Annotated in this window: 19 protein-coding genes; 2 read left to right on the top strand and 17 right to left on the bottom strand. The window is 51.4% G+C overall.

Features of this window, described 5'->3' with window-relative positions; all coding sequences use genetic code 11:
- Positions 1 to 110: 110 nt before the first annotated feature.
- From DL94_RS0109340 to DL94_RS0109285, 12 genes are all read right to left on the bottom strand, one after another.
- Entirely contained in the window at positions 111 to 914 is an 804-nt protein-coding gene (locus DL94_RS0109340; RefSeq protein WP_037371673.1) for a cell division protein FtsQ/DivIB, read from the bottom strand.
- A gap of 41 nt (positions 915 to 955) precedes the next feature.
- On the bottom strand, positions 956 to 1,900 hold the full coding sequence (locus tag DL94_RS0109335) for a D-alanine--D-alanine ligase family protein (protein WP_028129930.1): 945 nt from the start codon (positions 1,898 to 1,900) through the stop codon (positions 956 to 958).
- A gap of 19 nt (positions 1,901 to 1,919) precedes the next feature.
- Positions 1,920 to 3,311, bottom strand: a complete 1,392-nt coding sequence (gene murC / locus DL94_RS0109330; RefSeq protein ID WP_028129929.1) for a UDP-N-acetylmuramate--L-alanine ligase — start codon at positions 3,309 to 3,311, stop codon at positions 1,920 to 1,922.
- Positions 3,308 to 4,429: an undecaprenyldiphospho-muramoylpentapeptide beta-N-acetylglucosaminyltransferase gene (murG, locus tag DL94_RS0109325; protein ID WP_028129928.1), complete on the bottom strand. Its 1,122-nt coding sequence runs from the start codon at positions 4,427 to 4,429 to the stop codon at positions 3,308 to 3,310. Before murG ends, murC begins: the two co-directional genes overlap by 4 nt.
- Positions 4,430 to 4,441: 12 nt before the next feature.
- On the bottom strand, positions 4,442 to 5,806 hold the full coding sequence (gene murD / locus DL94_RS0109320) for a UDP-N-acetylmuramoyl-L-alanine--D-glutamate ligase (RefSeq protein ID WP_028129927.1): 1,365 nt from the start codon (positions 5,804 to 5,806) through the stop codon (positions 4,442 to 4,444).
- Between the two features lie 26 nt (positions 5,807 to 5,832).
- Positions 5,833 to 6,783: a phospho-N-acetylmuramoyl-pentapeptide-transferase gene (gene mraY / locus DL94_RS0109315; protein ID WP_028129926.1), complete on the bottom strand. Its 951-nt coding sequence runs from the start codon at positions 6,781 to 6,783 to the stop codon at positions 5,833 to 5,835.
- Between the two features lie 17 nt (positions 6,784 to 6,800).
- A complete protein-coding gene (murF, locus tag DL94_RS0109310; protein ID WP_028129925.1) occupies positions 6,801 to 8,168 on the bottom strand; it encodes a UDP-N-acetylmuramoyl-tripeptide--D-alanyl-D-alanine ligase in 1,368 nt (455 codons plus the stop codon).
- Complete coding sequence (locus DL94_RS0109305) at positions 8,168 to 9,670, bottom strand: UDP-N-acetylmuramoyl-L-alanyl-D-glutamate--2,6-diaminopimelate ligase (protein WP_028129924.1); 1,503 nt, start codon at positions 9,668 to 9,670, stop codon at positions 8,168 to 8,170. Before DL94_RS0109305 ends, murF begins: the two co-directional genes overlap by 1 nt.
- Before the next feature lie 179 nt (positions 9,671 to 9,849).
- Positions 9,850 to 10,242, bottom strand: coding sequence for a cell division protein FtsL (gene ftsL / locus DL94_RS0109300; protein WP_028129923.1), 393 nt, complete (start codon positions 10,240 to 10,242; stop codon positions 9,850 to 9,852).
- Between the two features lie 2 nt (positions 10,243 to 10,244).
- A complete protein-coding gene (gene rsmH, locus DL94_RS0109295; RefSeq protein WP_028129922.1) occupies positions 10,245 to 11,201 on the bottom strand; it encodes a 16S rRNA (cytosine(1402)-N(4))-methyltransferase RsmH in 957 nt (318 codons plus the stop codon).
- Between the two features lie 24 nt (positions 11,202 to 11,225).
- Positions 11,226 to 11,663 carry a division/cell wall cluster transcriptional repressor MraZ gene (gene mraZ, locus DL94_RS0109290; protein WP_028129921.1) on the bottom strand — a complete coding sequence of 146 codons (438 nt, stop codon included), beginning with the start codon at positions 11,661 to 11,663 and terminating at the stop codon, positions 11,226 to 11,228.
- Positions 11,664 to 11,887: 224 nt separating this feature from the next.
- On the bottom strand, positions 11,888 to 12,718 hold the full coding sequence (locus tag DL94_RS0109285; RefSeq protein ID WP_028129920.1) for a polysaccharide deacetylase family protein: 831 nt from the start codon (positions 12,716 to 12,718) through the stop codon (positions 11,888 to 11,890).
- A 189-nt stretch (positions 12,719 to 12,907) separates the two neighbouring features.
- On the opposite strand from DL94_RS0109285, the gene DL94_RS0109280 reads away from it, so the two are divergent.
- Positions 12,908 to 13,111 carry a DUF1858 domain-containing protein gene (locus DL94_RS0109280; protein WP_028129919.1) on the top strand — a complete coding sequence of 68 codons (204 nt, stop codon included), beginning with the start codon at positions 12,908 to 12,910 and terminating at the stop codon, positions 13,109 to 13,111.
- A gap of 59 nt (positions 13,112 to 13,170) precedes the next feature.
- Here the strand turns inward: DL94_RS0109280 and DL94_RS0109275 are convergent, their stop codons facing one another.
- The 3 genes from DL94_RS0109275 to DL94_RS0109265 form a co-directional block, all read right to left on the bottom strand.
- On the bottom strand, positions 13,171 to 13,608 hold the full coding sequence (locus DL94_RS0109275; protein ID WP_028129918.1) for an Rrf2 family transcriptional regulator: 438 nt from the start codon (positions 13,606 to 13,608) through the stop codon (positions 13,171 to 13,173).
- Between the two features lie 87 nt (positions 13,609 to 13,695).
- Positions 13,696 to 14,052 carry a cupin domain-containing protein gene (locus tag DL94_RS0109270; RefSeq protein ID WP_028129917.1) on the bottom strand — a complete coding sequence of 119 codons (357 nt, stop codon included), beginning with the start codon at positions 14,050 to 14,052 and terminating at the stop codon, positions 13,696 to 13,698.
- 244 nt (positions 14,053 to 14,296) lie between these two features.
- Positions 14,297 to 15,181 carry a DMT family transporter gene (locus tag DL94_RS0109265; RefSeq protein WP_028129916.1) on the bottom strand — a complete coding sequence of 295 codons (885 nt, stop codon included), beginning with the start codon at positions 15,179 to 15,181 and terminating at the stop codon, positions 14,297 to 14,299.
- Positions 15,182 to 16,038: 857 nt separating this feature from the next.
- Here DL94_RS0109265 and DL94_RS0109260 point away from each other — a divergent pair.
- Entirely contained in the window at positions 16,039 to 17,295 is a 1,257-nt protein-coding gene (locus DL94_RS0109260) for a diaminopimelate decarboxylase family protein (protein ID WP_028129915.1), read from the top strand.
- Positions 17,296 to 17,317: 22 nt separating this feature from the next.
- Here DL94_RS0109260 and DL94_RS0109255 read toward each other — a convergent pair whose 3' ends face one another.
- Positions 17,318 to 18,532 carry a GGDEF domain-containing protein gene (locus DL94_RS0109255; RefSeq protein ID WP_028129914.1) on the bottom strand — a complete coding sequence of 405 codons (1,215 nt, stop codon included), beginning with the start codon at positions 18,530 to 18,532 and terminating at the stop codon, positions 17,318 to 17,320.
- Between the two features lie 21 nt (positions 18,533 to 18,553).
- Positions 18,554 to 20,191, bottom strand: coding sequence for a GGDEF domain-containing protein (locus DL94_RS0109250; RefSeq protein ID WP_028129913.1), 1,638 nt, complete (start codon positions 20,189 to 20,191; stop codon positions 18,554 to 18,556).
- Positions 20,192 to 20,195 lie beyond the last annotated feature (4 nt).

Raw genomic sequence — 20,195 nt, 5'->3', positions numbered from 1 at the left:
TACTATCCGCAGATAAAGAAAAAGCCCGCCGGCCTGAAATTCCTCCCCTCATTTCTCAGGAAAGTATTATCAGCTCCGCGGGCTTTTCTGTTATCGCAGCACTAGCAATTTTACTGTGCTTTTGCGTTGACTTTAGCCTCAGGGTCCACCAGTTTATCTTTCAGACGGATAAATGGGGCCGTGTAGCTAAAGTCCACAAATTCAATCTGATGACGGCTGTTGGGCAAATTATGCAGGAACTCTTTGGTCTGCTCGGCTTTTTCCTCCCAGCGCTCAAAATTCCCCAGGCGAATCTGTACGGACTGATTGGTGTAGGCAGTCACCGCCTCAGGATTAGCCACGCTTATTTCCGACAGGCTGTTAATCGCCTCCTGATTCAATGAGGCTAACAATACCAGCACTTTGGCCACACGCGTATCCTTGTTGTCATCACCGATGTACATATCATGCATCTTCACCCCGGTTATCATCGGAATGGGCATTTTGCGCAAGGATTTGTAACTGCCGATAACCTTGCCCTGACGGTCCAGGTCCAGATAACCATAGTCGCAGGCCACAGTTGCCACCGGCGTGCGTTCCGTTATCTCCACTTCCAGTGTATCCGGCAGGCGGCGGCGCACGACAGCAGACTCAATCCGCAAATCACGAAGCAGATTTTGCGTGACTTCGCTTGTTTCCAGCTGGAAAAGAGGCTGCCCCTTATGCAGGCGGCCGCTGGTGAGAATATCCGTTTCCGTGATATAGGTATTTCCCTGCAGTCTCACTCTCTGCAGCGTAAAAAGAGGCGAATAGACGATAAAGGCCACCAAACCGCCGCAAATCAACAAAAAAGCCAGACCTTTCAACAGGCGCCGCGGGCTGCGCCGGCGTCTGAGGGGGCGCATTTCTAACGTCCCCAACTTATCTTCGTCCATTTAACCTCCTCCTTTCCCCGTCAGTTTTCCTTGCAGATGGCTCAGGCATTTACCTCAAAACCTGCCATGGCAAGAATGCGCAGGCACAGGTCAGGAAATTCAACGCCCATAGCCCGGCCGGCATCAGGTACCAGGGAGGTTTCCGTCATGCCCGGTACGGAATTAACTTCGATGACATACGGCGTTTCGTCCTCACTGAACATCATATCCACACGGGCCACACCTTTGCAGCCGCAGGCCGTATAGGTCTTTATAGCCAGTTCCTGCATTTCGCGCGTCTTTTCTTCACTGACCGGTGCCGGAATGATATGCGCAGACGCCCCTTTGGTATACTTGCTGTTATAGTCATAACGGCCGGACGTCGTCGTGATTTCGATAATCGGGAATGCCTCCTTCTTATCTTCATCGCCCCAAACTGCCACAGTCATTTCGCGGCCTTTGATAAATTCTTCGACGAGAATTTCATCATTATAAGAGAACGCCTCTTTGATGGCCGGTGCCAGTTCTTCGGCTTTTTCCACAATATACACGCCGATGCTCGACCCCTGGGACGCAGCCTTGACCACTACCGGCAGGCCAAATTCCGCCATAATTTCTCCAGCCAGATCGCGTTTCTGTTCAAAGCTGTTGTAAGTGTGGCACTTCGGCGTGGAAATGCCCTCACTGATGAAAACGCGCTTGGACGCTGCTTTATCCATCGTGACAGCCGCAGCCAGTACACCGGAACCGGTATAGGGGATTCCCAGCATATCGAGAGTTCCCTGCAGCAGACCGTCCTCACCGAACTTGCCATGCAAAGCATTAAAGACCATCTTAGCGCCGGCTTTTTGGATATCCATAGCAAAGGTCTTGGGATTCAGCTCCATGCCTTCGGCATTACAGCCCTTTTCCTGCAAAGCGGCCAAAATAGCAGCGCCCGTGCGCCGGGAAACTTCGGCCTCCGTGGACGTACCGCCCATTACGACAACGATTTTATCCTGATTCATGATATATCTCAAACTCCCATTATTTGTTCAACAGTTCTACCAATTCTTCGCCGGTTTTGTATATGTCGCCGGCTCCCATGGTGATGATTAAATCGCCTTCATGGGATTCTCTTTCCAAATAAGCCGCCAGTTTTTCCCGGGACGGAATGTAGATTACATCCTGCTCGGACTGCTTGCGAACCTCGTTAAGGATAGTTTCGCCGTTAATGCCCTCAATCGGTGCCTCACCGGCAGCATAAATATCAGTCAAAATGAGCAGGTCTGCCGAAACAAAAGCCTTGCCAAATTCCGCATGTAACAGCTGCGTACGGGAATAGCGATGGGGCTGGAACACGCAGACCAGACGCTGCGGCTTAAGTTCTTTGGCCGCCTTCAGCGTTGCGGCGATTTCCGTCGGATGATGAGCATAGTCATCCACTACCCAGACGCCACGGGCTCTGCCCTTGGTCTGGAAACGGCGCTTGGCTCCGTGGAACTCGGCCAGGCCGGCTGCCAGCTTTTCAAACTCCACGCCGATGGTCAGGCCGGTCACAATGCAGGCCAGTGCGTTCAACACGTTATGGCGGCCGGGAATGTTCAGCGACACATGGCCGAGCATTTCTTCACCATGCATGACGTCAAAAGCAATGCCCTTGCCATTGCTCTTGATATTTTTTGCTGTATAATCGGCCTCATGGTCAATAGCATAGGTGTAGAACTTGCGGTCCACTGTCTTGGCGATATTGCGCAGATTCTCATTATCAAAGCACAGAACGGCCCAGCCGCTTTCCTTGTCCACATTCTGAATGAACTGGGTAAAGGCCTTGATGATGTTTTCCATCGTGCCGTAATGGTCCATATGGTCATCTTCCACATTGGTAACTACCGCGATATGCGGATGAAGTTTCAGGAAGGAACCATCACTTTCATCAGCCTCAGAAGTCAGATATTCACTTTCACCTAAAATGGCATTCGTACCGAGGTCCGGCATTTCACCGCCTACAACTACCGTTGGGGATACGCCGGCCTTAGTCAGGGCTACGCCCAGCATGGAGGTCGTAGTGGTTTTGCCATGAGCACCGGCAACAGCAATGCCCTTGTACTCATTTACAAGTGCCGCATTGATATCAGAGCGGTGCAGCTTGCGAATGCCGAGGTCACGCGCAGCCAGCACTTCCGGGTTGTCAAAGGGAATTGCCGTAGACACCACGATAGCGTCAGCTCCTTTGACATTTTCGCCCTTCTGACCGTCCAGCGTGATTTTGGCCCCCAGTTTTTGGAGGTTCTGAATCACTTCCGAATCAGCGCGGTCCGAACCGGTTACTTCGTAGCCCAGTTCCACCATAATCTTGGCCAGCGGACTCATTCCGGCGCCGCCAATACCGACAAAATGGATTTTTTCTATATCTTTAAGCTCTTTCAGCCGTTTCATTTAGTCTTTCTCCCCTGTGTCATTTCAATAACCATGGCTGCAATATCATCTGCCGCCTGCGGTCTGCCCAGCTGTTTGCTGGCCGCCGCCATCGCGGCCAGTTTATCCTCATCTGCCAGCAGTTCCTGCAGCGTGCTTTGCAGATTCTCACTCTTCAAGTCGCGGTTGAGGATTACCTTGGCCGCTCCGGCATTTTCCAATGCTCTGGCGTTGTGTTCCTGATGATTCTCCGCCGCATACGGATACGGTACGAGAATGGACGGCAGGCCTCTGGCCGTCAGTTCAGCCAGCCCTGTAGCCCCAGCCCGGTACACCACCAAATCTGCCATCGCCATGGCGTCGGGCATGTTGTAAAGATAGGGCTCCACCTTAATGTTAGGTGTTGCGTCCAGATTTACGCCTTTTTCCGTCAGGCGGCTGATGATATCCTCGTAATCGAGTTTGCCGGTGACATGCAGGTACTGTACATCCTGCTGCCTGGCTGCCTCTGCCAACACATCGACCATGGCGTTGTTGATGGTGCGTGCCCCCCGGCTGCCACCGGAAACCAGCACTGTCTTTTTGGCCGGGTCAAAACCGAAAGCCCTGGCGCCATCTTCCCGTGTCGCCGTAAGCACTTCCTTGCGTATGGGGTTGCCTGTGCAAACCACCCGGCCGGCCGGAAAATGCTTTACGGCCTCCGGCGTGCCTGCGGCAATACGTGTCACAAACTTAGCCAGAATCTTATTGGTAATGCCGGGTACCACATTCTGCTCCTGAATAAGCGTGGGAATCCCCAGCATGCTGGCCGCCATCAGCACCGGGCCGCACACATAGCCGCCGGTACCGATTACCGCGTCAGGCTTGAACTTGCGCACGACATTCATGGCCTTGGCTACGCCGACAGCCGCCAGCCCGGCCCGGACAAAATTAGCCGGTGACAGGCTGCGCTTAAAGCCCTGAATATCAACCGTAGCGAAGGGGATATTTTCCTTGGGGATGATATCCGCCTCCAAACCCTTATGAGTTCCCACATAGAGAAAACTGGTGTCCGGGTATTTTTCCTCAATGGTGCGCATGATGGTCAGGGCCGGGTATATGTGCCCGCCAGTGCCGCCACCAGAAACGATTATCTTCATGCTAAAATCCCCTTAATGCAAATCATTAACCAGCTGTTTAAACTCACGGCCGCGTTCTGCCATGCCATTGTACATGTCAAAGCTGGCGCAGGCCGGCGACAGGAGTACCACCTGCGGTGCCTTGGCTAACGAACGGGCAAGTTCCACCGCCTTGGCCATCGAGAAACCAGCCCGATGAATGCGTTCTGCCGGATAGCCGTTCTTCAGGGCCTCCTGCTCAAAGCGGTCAGCCGCCGCCCCCACAAGCACCAAAGCGGTAACACGTTCCTTGACACGCTGCATGAAATCCGTCAGGTCAGTCATTTTATCATGGCCGCCAGCCAGAAGGACGATACCATCGTCAAAGGTTTCCAAAGCCTTAATGGCCGAGTCCGTGTTAGTAGCCTTGGAGTCATTATAATATTCCACGCCGTCCAAAGTACGGACATATTCAATGCGATGTTCCACGCCGCGGAAAGACTTGAGTACAGGAATCATTTCCTGGGCGCCACAACCGGCCAGATAAGCCGTCATGGCAGCTGCCAACGCATTTTCCACATTGTGGGGGCCCTTAATCCCCAGTTCGCCGATGGTGCATAACGGATAAGCCTGACCGTCCCAGGCAATGGTCAGCATATCATCTTCCAGATATGCCCCCTCGAGCAAATGCACCTGCCGGCTGAAATAAACCACATGAGCGCTGGCACGTTTGGCCATATCCCTAACCCGTTCATCATCATAGTTGAGCACGAGGAAATCCTTGCTTTTCTGCTGCGCAAACATGCGCTCCTTCATGCGCTGATACTCTTCCATGGAGCCATGACGCACGATATGGTCGGGAGTAACATTGAGGACTGTTGCCACATGCGGACGAAATTCCTCCGTTACTTCCATCTGATAGCTGGAAATCTCTGCAGCAATGCAGCCATCAGCCGGAATAGTCAGTGCCACTTCCGACAACGGCACACCGATATTGCCACCGACACCCACTTTGTTAAAATGAGTTTCGAGCAGGAGTCCGAGCAGGGTTACCGTCGTGGTCTTGCCATTGGTACCGGTTACAGCACAGATGGGCGCTTTTTTCAGTTGATAGCCCAGCTCCACTTCACTGGCAACCCGGATATGGCGTTTATACGCCTCCTGAATCAAGGGGATACGGGCAGGTACGGCCGGTGAAACCACCACCAGGCTAACCCCGTCCAGCAGTTCCTCTGACTGAGGGCCGAACACGAGCTTTATGCCCATATCCCGCAGTTCCTCAAAATCATAGTCCAAATCGGCCTCATCCTTGGCGTCACTGAGGGTTACCTGCGCCCCCAGACGGCGCGTGATTTTCGCCGCGGCAAAACCACTTACCCCGGCGCCGATAATGAGTACCTTTTTGCCCGTTAAATCCATTATGATTCCCCCTAAATGTTATAGCGTTATAACAGTTTCAATGCAGCAACACTGGCGAGCAGCCCCACCGTCCAAAAGACGAAAACCACCTTCCACTCAGACCAGCCCCCCAGTTCAAAGTGATGATGAATGGGGCTCATACGGAATACCCGTTTACCCGTGGATTTGAACGAGGCCACCTGAATGATTACCGACAGGGCCTCGCAGACAAACACGATGCCGATAAGCGCCAGCAATATTTCCGTATGGGTGAGAATCCCCAGAGCCGCCATCGCACCGCCCAGGGCCAGAGAACCAGTATCGCCCATGAACACCTTGGCCGGATGGGCATTAAAACGTAAAAAGCCCACACAGGCCGCAGCCACAGCGGTGGCAAAAATAGCCAGGTCATTATGTCCCAAGAGCAGGCAGACAACAGCATAGGAACTGGCGGCAATAGCTACCGTACCGGACGCCAGCCCGTCAAGGCCGTCAGTGAGGTTCACCGCATTGCTCGTGCCTACCATAACGAAGAGCAGCAGCGCATAATAACCGGCCCCGATATTGATATGGCTGTCCAGCACCGGCACCCAGACGGTCGTGTCAATGCCCAGCATTCGCGTACCGATAACCATGGTTACTACAGCGATGATAATCTGCCCCAGCATTTTCTGCTTAGCCTTTAAGCCCAGATTACGTTTCTTGACTACCTTTATATAGTCATCGAGAAAGCCCAGCACAAAATGTCCCAGCATGATGAAGAGTGCCAGCAGTATTTCCGTGGAAAACGGCGCAGCTACGAGAGTGGCAATGGTAATCCCCAGGATTATCATGATACCGCCCATGGTCGGGGTACCGCTTTTAGCCTGATGGCTGGCCGGCCCTTCCTCACGAATGCTCTGGCCAAACTTCAACTTATGCAGTTCCGGGATAAAAAACGGCCCGGTAAGCAAAACGAAACCTGCGGCAATGGCTGCCGCCAATATAAAGCTATCCAATGTAATGCCTCACTCTATCATAATAAATCAATAATCTTTTCCATAGCCATGCCCCGGGAGCCCTTAAAGAGCAGGGTATCGCCCGGCTGCAGCAATTCATGAAGTTTTTCTGCCGCTATTTCATGGCTGGCGCAGCGGTAAACGGCTGTCATGCCCTTGTTTTCCGCACCCTGGGCGATGAATTCGCCCATCTCGCCCCGGGTAACAAGTGCCGTAAAACCATGTTCAGCCACTTCTTCGCCCACATGCAGGTGTGCCTCCTCCGACACACTGCCCAGCTCGAGCATATCACCGAGAACAGCGATTTTGCGTCCCTTGGCCAGTTCACTCAGGGTGTTGATGGCCGCCGTCATGGACATAGGGCTGGCGTTATAGGCGTCATTGACCACGTTCCACTCCTTGACCTGCTGCAGTTCAAAGCGCATTTTCGTGGCCTCCAGATTGCCCAGTCCCTCCCGGACTTCTGCCGGTGTCAGCCCCATGGCAAAACCGGCCGCAATCGCCGCCAAGGTGTTGTAGACATTGTGACGGCCCACCATATTCACTTCGTATTCATGACGTTCATGGGCATAGGTCACCATAAATTTGGTCACATTGCCCTCAGTATGAATGGCCTCACCTTTGACATCAGCGTCCTTTTCCAGGCCGAACGTGATGACCTTTACGCCTTCGTTTACAGCCGCACGCATACCGGCCACATATTCATTGTCGGCATTTAAGATAACCGTACCGCCGGCCGGAATGGCCTCCACGAGTTCCTGTTTGGCCTTGGCAATGTTTTCCAGCGAGCCCAGCAGTTCCATGTGGGTTTCACCCACATTGGTCACAATGCCAATCTGCGGCGACGCAATTGGTGCCAACGCCTCAATCTGATGAAAACCACGCATGCCGATTTCCACCACAGCCGCGCTATGCTCCGGCTTTAAGCCCAGCAAAGTCAGTGGCAGGCCGATTTCATTGTTGAAGTTGGCCTGTGTTTTCAGCACCGCTCCCTTGGCTGACAGGACAGCCGCCGTCAGGTCCTTGGTCGTAGTTTTGCCGTTAGAACCCGTGATGGCCACCACAGGAATTTTGGGGAACTTGTCACGCCAGGCCTTGGCAATCAGCTGATAGGCCAGGAGCGTATCCTTTACCTGCAGCACTGTACCCTGACATTTTTCCAGCTGTTTGCTGTCACAGTCCTCACTGACCACGACACCGGCCGCACCCTTAGCCAGCGCCTCGGCAGCAAAATCCTCGCCATTGAAACGTTCGCCCCGCAGCGCCACAAAGAGCACACCTTCACTGATTTTGCGCGTGTCCGTCACGACAGCAGCAAATTTCTGTTTTTCTTCTTTATATATTTTGGCGTCAGTTGCCGCCACTATTTCCTTAAGCGTAAACATCAGTTCTGCTCCTTCTTTGCTGCCACGGCCTCGCGGGCCACTTCCTTATCATCAAAGTGAATGGTCTTGTCCTTCAGAATCTGATAATCCTCGTGCCCCTTGCCCAGGATAATCACAATATCGTCCGTCTCCGCCAGTTCTACGGCGCGGAAGATTGCCTCCCGGCGGTCGATAATGCACTCATGCTGTTTATTGCCAATGGTTTCCTTTACACCGGCCTCCACCTCACTGAGGATAAATGCCGGGTCCTCGCTGCGCGGATTGTCGGAAGTAGCGATAACCACATCGGCAAGTTCCGCCGCCAGTCTGCCCATAATCGGGCGTTTCGTGCGGTCGCGGTCACCACCGCAGCCAAAGACCGCGATAATCTTCTTTCTGGCAATACGCCGTGCCGTGCGCAGTACATTTTCCACCCCGTCCGGCGTATGTGCATAGTCTACAATAATTGAGAAGTCCTGGCCGGCTTTCACGAGTTCAAAACGGCCGGGTACGCTGGTAAAATTCGTCAGCGCTTTCTTAATCACAGCCGGGTCAATCTTTTCCGCAATAGCCGCACCTACGGCAGCCATGACGTTATACACATTGAAGATACCCGTAATATGCAGCTGCAAAGCCATTTCCCCGAGGAATTCTTCCGTCAGGGTGAAGTTGGCGCCACTGGCCAGTACCTCCACCTTGGAGGCCTGCAAAGCAGCTTTATTGTCAATACCATAGGTCAGATGACGGCACGCAGCATGTGCGAGCATGGTCTTGCCGGCCTCGTCATCAGCATTGACCACAGCCGTCTTGTTTTCCTTAACGCCCTTTTGCCCCAGCAGGTCAAAGAGCTTGGCCTTGGCCAGCTTGTAGTTATCCAAGGTCTTATGATAGTCCAGATGGTCCTGCGTAAGGTTGGAGAACACCGCCGTATCAAATTCGATACCGGCCACGCGGTTCTGGTCAAGCGCATGGGAGGAAACTTCCATAACTACATAATCCATACCTTTTGCCCGCATGATGGCCAGCGTGTGCTGCAGTTCCACCACATCGGGAGTCGTATTATGAATGGGGAATACTTCTTCCTCCATCATTATCTGAATGGTACCGATAAGCCCCACCTTGTAGCCGGCCTCGCGCAGAATGGCACGGATAAGGTAACTGGTCGTGGTTTTGCCGTTAGTACCCGTAATACCGATTATCCGCATATTCCGGGCAGGATAATCATGGAAAAACGGCACGATTATATCCAGGGCCGTCTTTAATTCCGGCACCTGCAATACAGCCACGCCCTCCGGCACTGCCACTTCTCCTGCCGGCCGGGTGGTAAGAATGGCTTTGGCGCCCTTCTCCACAGCCTGCGGTATAAACTTATGGCCGTCCACATGAAAGCCCGCTATACACACAAACAGTGTGCCATTTTCGGCCTTGCGTGAATCATGCTCAATGCCGGTAATCTCTATGTTCTTATCCCCTGTAATTACAGAACCTGCAACGAGCTCTGCCAACTGGGCTAATGTCTTCATATAATGTCCTCCCTTGCCTGGTAGTGCAAACCGTTTTTTATTATAACGCTAATATGTGTATTTTGCCATAGGAAAAATACACATATTAGCGTTTCGCCGCCTGCCAGCTTAACCTCTCCGGGCAAAAAATTACAGGATTTTTCTCCGAAAAATCCTGTAATTTTTATACTTGCATAATATTATTTATCAGTGCTGAAATATGTATGTTTAGGTATGCTCATGCCCAACTGGTCCTGCGCAATAGCTTTAATGCGTTCCGGAGATTTCAGTTTGGCAATTTCAATGCGCAGGCGTTCATTTTCCTGTTCCTTCTGCTCCACCTGCTGCTGTACGGCAATCAGTTCATAACCACGGCTGGCGCTTACGCCGCTGCCTACCGTGACCAGCAAACCGAGTACTGCCATGGTAAGAAATAACAACTGGCAATGTGACCTGGTCGTGGTATCCAAAACCGTCTTATAAAGCGGTTCCTTGGCTGATTTTCTCAGCTCCTTAATCTCAACCTCATCATATATATGACGCGGCTGCTCCTGGTATTCTTCCTCGTAATAACTTTCCTGTCTTGCCAGCATTGTCAGTTCCCCCCCTCACTATTTGCCAGCTTTTCCCCGATACGCAGTTTAGCACTTTTAGAACGGGAATTATGTTCCAATTCCGCCACACTGGCCTGAATCGGCTTGCCGATAATCTTAATCTCCGGCTTATGATTGCACATGCACACCGGCAATTCCGGCGGGCAAATGCAGCCCCGGGACATTTCCTTCAAGACCGTCTTGGCAATGCGGTCCTCCAACGAATGGAAAGTGATTATCGCAATCCGGCCGCCCGGTTTCAGATGCGCTACAGCCGTTCTAAAGGTATTGGCTAAAATCCCCAATTCATCATTTACCTCTATGCGGATAGCTTGAAAAACCCGTTTGGCAGGGTGTCCCCCGGCAGCCTGACGCACTGCCTTGGGTACAGCCTTACAGATGATATCCACCAGCTGTCCGGTGGTCTCAATCGGTGCCTTTTCCCGAGCCTGAACGATAAACTGGGCAATACGCTTGCTCCAACGTTCCTCGCCGTATTCCTTAAAAATGCGGTTCAGTTCCGTCTCTTCATAGCCATTGACCACATCATAGGCGCTAAAGTCAGCCTCAGGATTCATGCGCATATCCAGGGGTGCGTCCTGTATATAGGAAAACCCCCGTTCTGCCGTATCGATTTGATGGGAAGAAACTCCTAAGTCAAATACCACACCATCCACGGACGTGGCCCCCTGTTCCTCAAGAATCTCTCCCAAGCGGGAAAAATTACTGTGGACTATATCCACCTTGCACGGAAAATCCTTTAACCGTTCCTCAGCCGCCGCAATGGCCGCCGGGTCCTGGTCTATGCCGATAAGCCTGCCTTTTTCTGTCAGCAGGGAGGCTATCCGGCTGGAATGTCCCGCGCCGCCCAGGGTGCAGTCTACATAGATGCCATCTTTATTTGTTACGAGGCCCTTAACGGTTTCCTCCAGCATAACGCTGATATGATGAAACTCCATGTTTCCTACAATCCCCTCAATAAGTTAAATCCCTAATTCTGCCAAAGATGCAGCAATGGACGTCACATCAGGTTCCACTTCACTGCTGTAACTATTCCAGTTGTCCTTGCTCCACACTTCAATGCGGTTGTCCACACCTGTGAGGATAACATCTTCCTTCAGCACAATTTCTGCATGATTGCGCAGGTTCGCCGGTATCAAAAAGCGTCCCTGCTTGTCGCACTCCAGGGTTCTGGCCCCGGAGAAGAAAAAGCGGACGATGGCACGGGCCTCCGGTTTCACCAACGGCAAAGCCCTGAGTTTGGCCGCGAGCTCTTCCCAGGCCTGCTGACCGTACAGAAAGAGACACTTATCCAGGCCCTTCGTGATAACAAAGGAAACGCCCAATTCCTGACGGAAATCGGCCGGCAGAATGATACGCCCCTTGGCGTCAATCGAATGGGTATATTCCCCCATAAACATCCTGCCTCACCACCTTTGCGTCACTTTTTACCACTTTCTACCACTTTTCCCCACTTTCATAATTCTTATTTTATAGCAAAACCCGGTCAATAGCAAGACTTCCTTATAGATATGTAGAAAAAAATGACTTTGCCCATAAAAAAACGGGCTGTCTTTACTGCGTTCAGACGCCCAGCGTCTAAGCTCAGTAAAGATAGCCCGGCCTATTGGCCCATAGCCTTTTTTCAGTTTTTCATCCAGCCCAGGCTCTCAAAAACCGGCTGAAAACGTATCCGTTCTACAAACTCCTTGTTGGTTTCTTCCGTGTGGAAAATGGGAACGCGCTCCAAAGCGTAAATGTTGCTGGCCTTATCCACATTGCCATACTTAATGGTAAAGGCCGCCTTGTAGCCTGCCTCCTTCACCATCTGGGCAATATGCAGGTTGTAGGTACCGGTGGGGTAAGCAATATAACCGACTTCATGTCCGAGTTCCGCCTCTGCTTTTTTCTTGGACTCCACCAGCTCCATACGCAGCTCATCATCTGACAGGTCAGTCATGGAACGGTGATTCACCGTGTGGGATTCGATATTGATACCGTTCTTATTCATTTCCCGGGCCTCATCCCAGCTGAGGTAGCCCTTCTTGTGCTTGTCCAAAAAGCCGGTCACCACAAAGATAGTCGCCTTAAAGCCATATTTTTTGAGAATGGGATAGGCATTCGTGTAATTATCCTCATAACCGTCATCAAAGGTAATGAGCACCGGATTTTCCGGCAGCTCCCCATTGCCGGCCAGACTCTCATAGAGTTCATCCGGGGTAATGGTATGGTAGCCGTTGTCGCGCAAATATTTCATCTGCGCATCAAAATCCTCCGGCCTTACCGACAGGGAAATAAAGGTATGGTCTATCTTATGATAGTTCAGTACCAGCACCTTGGCCCCATTTTCACTGTCCGATACCATAGTGGCCTGCAATGGTTTAGGCTGCTGCCAAAGGCACAAGCCTCCCACCAGCGTTACGCACAAAAGTGCCAACAGGACAAACCGCCAAATTCGTTTTCGCCGCAACTCCATGTATACTCTGCCTCCGCAATTCATAATCAACTGCCATTTTACTCCAAATCCGCAAAAAAAACCACAATTTTCTTTTCCGTAACATTTGTTTCTTGTAACCAACCAGATAACTATGCTATAATTCCTGTGATGGGAAATTCCCACAATAAATTTGTTTTTACGTGTGTCTATACAGGAGGATTTTATACTATGGCTATCACTAAGGACATGAGCATTCTCGAAGTTGTACAGAAGTACCCGGATACGGTTGATGTATTTGTCAACGCCGGCATGGGCTGCCTGGGCTGTGCTGCCGCACATTTCGAAAACATCGAACAGGGTGCTATGGCTCATGGCATTGATATCGACGCTCTCATCAGCAACCTCAACGAGGCTGTAGGTGCTGAGGCATAATTCACCAACGCCAAAGACCTGAGTTCCGTCAGCGGATACTCAGGTCTTTTTTCTTGTCCTTATTTATTATGTTCCTGTTCGGCACTGTCTATGTCCGCCAGTAAATCAGCCAGCGTCATCTGCGCAAAATCCGCCAGCATATTGTCTTTCACCAAAGCCAGGCGCTTTCCCAGCACCTGCTGAATATTGCGGCCTACGGGGCACTGCGGATTGGGATTGTCCTGAATGTGAAATAAATCCTCATCTTCTTCCACAGCCTGAAAGACTTCGCGCAAGGTTATTTCCCCCGGCGTTCGCAATAGTTTGGCGCCGCCCACGCCGGCAGCCACCTCCACCAGACCTGCAGCTTTCAGCTGCCCCAACGTCTTACGGATAATCACCGGATTGACATTGACACTGGAGGCCAAAAAATTCGAGGTCAGCTTGAACACGCCGTCAAACTTGGCCAGACATAGCAAAATCTGCACCGCCACCGGCATACGAAATGAAAACTGCATAAACACGCTCCTTCAACAGGGACAACCAACAAATCAGGCTCATTGTGATACATGGTATTACAATGAGCCTGACTTGTCAATTAAGTTTTACTGTTCGATGCCGGCATCGTCAGCCGTGTATTCCTCCAGCGAATTTGCCCTTACCTGTATGCAGATATAGCTGATACCTTCCTGCGCAGCGGCAAAGAACTGACGGCGTGCTGCCGGCGAAATCCGCAGCCAGTCACCAGCGCTCAGTTCCACAGTTTCACCATCAATCACAGCCTTGCCCTGGCCAGCCGTGATGAAATAGATTTCCTCATTCTTCTTGTGATAATGCACAAAGGGAACGCTGGCCCCTGCCGGCAGATTATTGACACTGACCTCAGCCCCGGTCAGCTGCAGTTTGTCATGCAGTTCCGTTCTTGCCTCATTTGCCACACTAACTTTGTTGAAATTTGCCATTTTGCTCTCCTCCAAATAATAAAACACTTTTACCTTAACGCCCAGCACATTTAGGCTGTTCGTTGTAACCATTTCGTTTACAATGATAGATTAACAGACTTTCGTTGTAATGTCAACACTTACATCAAAAAAAATAAACACAATAAAATAACAGGCCGTGTGAACTTATCCATAAGCGTTTTAAGCGCCTCGCGCATTAACGCAGGAATAAGCTCCACGACCTGTTGACTGTCAACAGCACATATTATTTATTTTTTGCCAATAAGAATACCGTACCGATAATCAGCGCCGTTCCCAGCAGTTCCATAAGCCCAAAACTGACACTGAGGAAGATTATCGACAGCAGAATCGCTGCTAAAGGTTCCACCGAGCCGAGAATTGAGGCCTCAGCCGGCTGAATATATTTGATGCTGCCCAGATAAAAGCCAAAGGCTGCCACCGTACCAAAGATAATGATATAAGCATAAATCAGCCCCGACAACAGAGTCCACTCCCCGGTAAACTGCCACGGCGGACAAACCGGCAGCAAAAACAAACCGCCCACCAGCATGCCCCAGCCGATAATCAGCGTTGGCCGCCATTTGCGTATCAGTCTTTTCGGTTTCATTGTATAATAGGCTGCCGCCACGGCCGAGGCCAGTCCCCACAGCAAGGCATTGCAGGGGATAGACAACTCATGCAGGCTGCCATGGGTGACCAGTAAAAACGTGCCGCCGATAGCCATGGCCACGCAGATAAGTTCGCGATATTGCGGCAGTTTACGGCTGACAGCAGCCGTGTACCCCACGATGATTATCGGCATCAAATACTGCAGCACCGTAGCAGCCGCCGCATTGCCATATTTTATACAGGCAAAATATGTATACTGCACCGCCAAAAGCCCCATAATAGCAAACAACAGCAGGTCCCACGCATCTTTTTTATCCTGCCAGATACGCAGAACGCTTTCCTTATATTGCCAAACATCTATAAGCAGCAGGATTACCCCGGCCAGCAGCATACGTGACACCACCAGCCAGGCCGTCGAAAAGCCGCAGTCCTGCAGCAAATACTGTCCGGCCACACCACTGCCGCCCCACATAGCCGCCCCCAGGCAAACCATAGCCAGGCCTTTTTTACGTTCATTCATAATTAGCACACCTTATCAACGGAAAATATACTTGTAAGTTTACTAGGAAAACTCCATAAGTCAAGCCATAAGCTGCAAACCACCGACTTAAGTTATTTCCTTATCACCTATGCTTAGGAGGCTGCGATGAATTGCAGTTTTTAGGTCAATACGTTCTTAAAAGTAACCCGTTCATGCGTGCATGGGGTTCACGGGGTAGTAATTTTTCTGCCTCCGCTAAACGACACACCTCGTTAAATAGCGCTGTCCAGTTACCTGCGCCGGGCAGGCCAACGGCGCTCCTTTCAGCGTAGTTGCTTAGCTGCGTACTACAGTGTGCCGGCCTTCGCTGCGCTCAGGCAGTCGCTCCCCGCATAAAAATCACTACCCCGTTCGCCCCCGGCAAGGCCTGTACAATTGCCACGAATCCGTTGCTCCCGTTACAAGAACATCGATGTTCTTGTTCCATGTCATTGCGAAAGAATCCTTTTAAACGGACGACGCTTAGGGTGGAGGTGGTGATGCTTTTCGCAGTGGAACGACCGTCCGAACGTAGTGAGGACTGGCCCACAAACAACAGTCCCTGGATACTATGATGAATAATCGCGCCGCTGGCCTGCCCGGCGCAAAGTCGCTAAAAAGCCCAGTCGTTTGCTGGTGGGACATTTAGTGAAACAGCGAAAAGTATTACCACCTCCACCCCACTGAGCTGTAACAAATAAAATAAAGCAGGCATTAACCGTCAAACTGCAATTTAAAGAAGTTCTCCCTCATTATAACATCATGCATATATCAATTGACAATAGTATGCCCTCCTGTTATAATTATTTACAAATTTACACCTAATAATCATTCTCTTTACACACGGGAGGAAAGCAATGAGTAAAAAATATTTCCCTTTGTCCATTGACAAACTACAAGAAATAATCAAAAAGTATCCCACACCCTTTCATATATATGAAGAAAAAGCTATCCGTCAGAATATCCGCGCCTTAAAGGCTGCCTTTGCCTGGGCACCGGCTTTTTATGAGCAGTTTGCCGTCAAAGCCCTGCCCAATCCCCGGATTGTGCAGATTCTGCATGAGGAAGGTGCCGGTACAGATTGCAGCAGCCTGGCAGAGCTGCTCATCTCTGAGGCTGCCGGCCTCAAAGGCGAAGAAATCCTGCTGACCTCCAACGATACCCCGGCTGATGAATTTCAAAAAGCTGTGGAACTGGGCGCTATCATCAACCTTGATGACATCACCCATCTTGATTACCTGGAAAAACACGCCGGCCTGCCACAGGTATTATGTTTCCGTTACAATCCCGGCGACGCCGTAGAGGGCAATGATATCATCGGCAAACCCACCGAGGCCAAATACGGCCTCACGCACGACCAGATGCTCGAAGGTTACCGCCGCGCCAAGGAAAAGGGCGTGAAACGCTTTGGCCTGCACACCATGGTGGCCTCCAATGAACGCCGCACCGAGGCCTTCCTGCTCACGGCACGTCTGATGTTTGAACTGGCCGTGGAACTCAAGGAAAAACTGGATATCACCGTGGAATTCGTCAACCTTGGCGGCGGCTTTGGCATTCCCTATCTGCCGGAGGAAGAACCGCTGAACCTGCAGGAAATCGGTGAAGGCATTCACCATCTCTATCAGGAAATGATGGTACCCCACGGCCTCGACAAGACGGCCATTATGACAGAAAGCGGCCGCGCCATGACCGGCCCTGCCGGCTGGCTGGTGTCCACAGTACTCCACGAAAAGCACACCTACAAGGACTATATCGGTCTTGATTCCTGCATGGCCAATCTGATGCGCCCGGCCCTCTATGGTTCTTACCACCACATTACGGTTGCCGGCAAGGAAAACGCCCCGCTTGACCATGTGTACGATGTCACCGGCTCTCTCTGCGAGAACAACGATAAATTTGCCATCGACAGAAAACTGCCGGAAATCAATGTGGGCGATATTGTCATCATTCACGACACCGGCGCTCACGGCAGCGCCATGGGCTTTAACTACAACGGCAAGCTCTGGTGTGCTGAGCTCCTGCTCCGGGAGGACGGCTCCATTGAACTCATCCGCCGCGCTCAGACAATTGATGACTATTTTGCCACATTAAAATACCCAGGCTCACTGCTGTAAGCCCGGGTTCAACAATCTTATACTATTCCGCCATACACACGCAATTGCGTCCCTGATTCTTGGCTTTATACAAGGCACGGTCTACCCGCTTGAACAGCTGGTCGGCCGTGTCTTTTTCGCCTTGCCAAAAAGCTATGCCAATGCTGCAGGTTATTTTGTGGCCAGCCAGCATGGTCGCCTCGACATGCTGACGAATATTTTCCGCCAGCTGCCTGATACTATCTCCCCCACAATTTGGCGACAGGACAATAAATTCTTCGCCGCCCCAGCGCACACAGTACTGATTCTTGCGCAGCTGCTGCCTGACCGCCATGGCAAAAGCCCGCAGCACCGCGTCCCCTGCCTCATGACCGTAGCTGTCATTTATCTTCTTGAAGAAATCAATATCGAGCAACAACATGGCAAAATCTTCATTCTGCTGCCGGCAATTCTTCATAACCTGCAGGAGCAGGCTTTTTAATTTTTTACGGCTGTAACTGCCCGTAAGCGGGTCAATCTCCAGCTTAGCCTGCGCCTGTATGGCCTCATACTCCAGTCCGATAATACGTTCCTGCAGTTTTTGCTCGTAACGAATCTGTTCACGCAAAATGATTATGACAAAATGCAGGAACGCATATACCGCCAATGGCGTCATAAAAACGCGCCAGCCATGCATCGCAAAATAATCCGAAAAGCCATCAAAAAGCCCCAGCAATGTAAACGCTATAGCCGACGGGGCAACGGCCTTACAAAGAATATCACCTTCCCTGGCCGCCTTTATACACCAGTAAATAGCCAGAGGTTCACCGATGCCGAGCAACGGATAATAGTAGCTCATACAGCCGTCCAAGGTTTCATAGCCCCTGAGCTGACCGCCTATGGCCAGCGTTCCGAGCAGACTGTAAGCAGCCAGAACCCAGCCCATGTGCGCATAACTCCGCCCCTTAAGCAGTTCATAGATGACCAGATTCGCTGTAATGGGCAGAAAATAGGCCATCAGACGCAGGCCATAGTAATTTATGTCCTGCCAGCCCCATAGCATTTCCAGCACATTGGAGGACATCAGCAGCCAGACGGTAAACACCGCCATAAATAAGACAATATAGGCGTACAACTTTTTCCAGCCCTGCGGATTGAAATAATAATATATGAACATGATGATAATGATGGCCACACCTACGGGCAGGGCCAAAACCACCGGTATGTCCGAGTAAAAGAGGCCGGCTATTTCCGCCACTTCCTTGCCAGTTTGCAACATATCCCTTACCCCTCTGTTTCCTCACGATTCCGTAACCACCTGATTGCGGCCGCCGCATTTAGCACTGTACAAGGCATCATCCATGCGCCGGAAAATCCCGGCCTGGGTATCTGCATGTCCATGCCACTGCGCCACCCCGGCACTGACGGTTATCGTTTTTCCGGCCAGTAGTTCCGCAGCCGCCACACGGTGGCAGATTTTACCAGCCAGTGCGGCCGCCTCTTCCTTGCAGCCGTCAGGGCAATAAACAACAAATTCCTCGCCGCCCCAGCGGAAGAACTCACATTCCTGTGGCAGGACAGTCTCAATTGTCCGGCAGAATTTTACCAGCACTGCGTCGCCACAGTCATGCCCATAAGTATCATTTATCTTCTTAAAGAAATCAATATCCAGCATAATCAGGGCAAAAGGCCGGCCAGCGGCAATCTCATGCTGAATGAAACCTTCAAAGGCACCGCGGTTGCGGCAGCCAGTCAGTTCGTCCCGCTCTGCCCGTTGCAGGGCCACAGCTATTTCCTCCTGCAGGCCATCAGCCTGTGCTGCCAGGCTCCGCTCGTACATAACCTGATCCCTTACCATACAGACAATAAAGACAACGAAGGTATAAATGCTCAGGGGCAGTAAGTAGACATGCCAATTCCAAAAATGCCGGTAGAATAAAATACCGTCGGCAATGCCCAAAACACCCATAACCACCATGGGAATCATGATGTATTTCAAGTAGACATTACCCTTCTGCGCCGCCTGCCACATCACCCAGCCCACGATTGTCTGCAGCAGCAGCAGGGCCGCATACAGCAGCTGCCGGCAGCCGATAAAGCCCTCGTAACCAAAGGCCTCCGTTACCAGTGCCAGTATAGCTATACAGCCATAAACCTGAATGGTCCGCAAGATTATCTTGCGGTAAGCACGGGATACCATCTCCAAGACCACAGCATTGGCCACCATGGGCAGCAGATAACAGACATAACCGGACACAAAGTCCCAAAACACCGGATAATTCCAGACCATCTGTTTGACATTTGTCAGGCTGACCGTCCACACAGCCATCAGAACCAGCAGGGTCAGGACATGTCTATTAAGCCGTTTGTGCCGCTGGCTGTTCATTACATACATAAGGAATATCAGCCCCAGCAGTACCGCTACTGGCAGGGTAATGATATACAACAGGTCCGTCAGAAAAATCCGCCGGGCCTGGTCGTCCAGGCTGTCCAGAGTTAAACGTCCAAAAATTCCCAGCTGACGCGGACTGTCAGCGTATATATGCATAGTCAGATAAGTATCCTGTGCAAAGGCCGGCAAAGTGACCAAATGCCACTTGCGGCCATGCCCCCAGGGCTGTTGCGGCGCAAATTCGCCATCACGGTAAATCTCCCTGTCCCCCAGGAAAATCTGTACCGCCTGACCTTTGGTCGTAAACAGCAGCGTATCGGCCTGAGGCGTTTCCGCCTTTATCGGGATACGCAGCCAGACCTCATGCACATCGCCCTGCACAGGTACCGGTGTATTCTCAATGTAATTCACCCATTCGCCAGCGTCCGGACGCAGCCGGTACTGCCATTCACCATCGAGCACCGCCGCCTGACAGACTGGCGGCAAAACGGGTACAAAAAAAGACAGGAGAAAAAGACTTAGAACAAATAGTACTATCCGTTTCATTTGT

The organism is Selenomonas sp. AE3005, from assembly GCF_000686945.1.
Taxonomy (GTDB): Bacteria; Bacillota; Negativicutes; order Selenomonadales; family Selenomonadaceae; genus Selenomonas_A.
This window is presented reverse-complemented; position numbering and strand designations above follow the sequence as displayed.

Coding starts and splice junctions, on each gene's coding strand:
- DL94_RS0109340 (WP_037371673.1), bottom strand. CDS start 914: ATGGACGAAGATAAGTTGGGGACGTTAGAAATGCGCCCCCTCAGACGC.
- DL94_RS0109335 (WP_028129930.1), bottom strand. CDS start 1,900: ATGAATCAGGATAAAATCGTTGTCGTAATGGGCGGTACGTCCACGGAG.
- murC (WP_028129929.1), bottom strand. CDS start 3,311: ATGAAACGGCTGAAAGAGCTTAAAGATATAGAAAAAATCCATTTTGTC.
- murG (WP_028129928.1), bottom strand. CDS start 4,429: ATGAAGATAATCGTTTCTGGTGGCGGCACTGGCGGGCACATATACCCG.
- murD (WP_028129927.1), bottom strand. CDS start 5,806: ATGGATTTAACGGGCAAAAAGGTACTCATTATCGGCGCCGGGGTAAGT.
- murF (WP_028129925.1), bottom strand. CDS start 8,168: ATGTTTACGCTTAAGGAAATAGTGGCGGCAACTGACGCCAAAATATAT.
- DL94_RS0109305 (WP_028129924.1), bottom strand. CDS start 9,670: ATGAAGACATTAGCCCAGTTGGCAGAGCTCGTTGCAGGTTCTGTAATT.
- ftsL (WP_028129923.1), bottom strand. CDS start 10,242: ATGCTGGCAAGACAGGAAAGTTATTACGAGGAAGAATACCAGGAGCAG.
- rsmH (WP_028129922.1), bottom strand. CDS start 11,201: ATGGAGTTTCATCATATCAGCGTTATGCTGGAGGAAACCGTTAAGGGC.
- mraZ (WP_028129921.1), bottom strand. CDS start 11,663: ATGTTTATGGGGGAATATACCCATTCGATTGACGCCAAGGGGCGTATC.
- DL94_RS0109285 (WP_028129920.1), bottom strand. CDS start 12,718: ATGGAGTTGCGGCGAAAACGAATTTGGCGGTTTGTCCTGTTGGCACTT.
- DL94_RS0109280 (WP_028129919.1), top strand. CDS start 12,908: ATGGCTATCACTAAGGACATGAGCATTCTCGAAGTTGTACAGAAGTAC.
- DL94_RS0109275 (WP_028129918.1), bottom strand. CDS start 13,608: ATGCAGTTTTCATTTCGTATGCCGGTGGCGGTGCAGATTTTGCTATGT.
- DL94_RS0109270 (WP_028129917.1), bottom strand. CDS start 14,052: ATGGCAAATTTCAACAAAGTTAGTGTGGCAAATGAGGCAAGAACGGAA.
- DL94_RS0109265 (WP_028129916.1), bottom strand. CDS start 15,181: ATGAATGAACGTAAAAAAGGCCTGGCTATGGTTTGCCTGGGGGCGGCT.
- DL94_RS0109260 (WP_028129915.1), top strand. CDS start 16,039: ATGAGTAAAAAATATTTCCCTTTGTCCATTGACAAACTACAAGAAATA.
- DL94_RS0109255 (WP_028129914.1), bottom strand. CDS start 18,532: ATGTTGCAAACTGGCAAGGAAGTGGCGGAAATAGCCGGCCTCTTTTAC.
- DL94_RS0109250 (WP_028129913.1), bottom strand. CDS start 20,191: ATGAAACGGATAGTACTATTTGTTCTAAGTCTTTTTCTCCTGTCTTTT.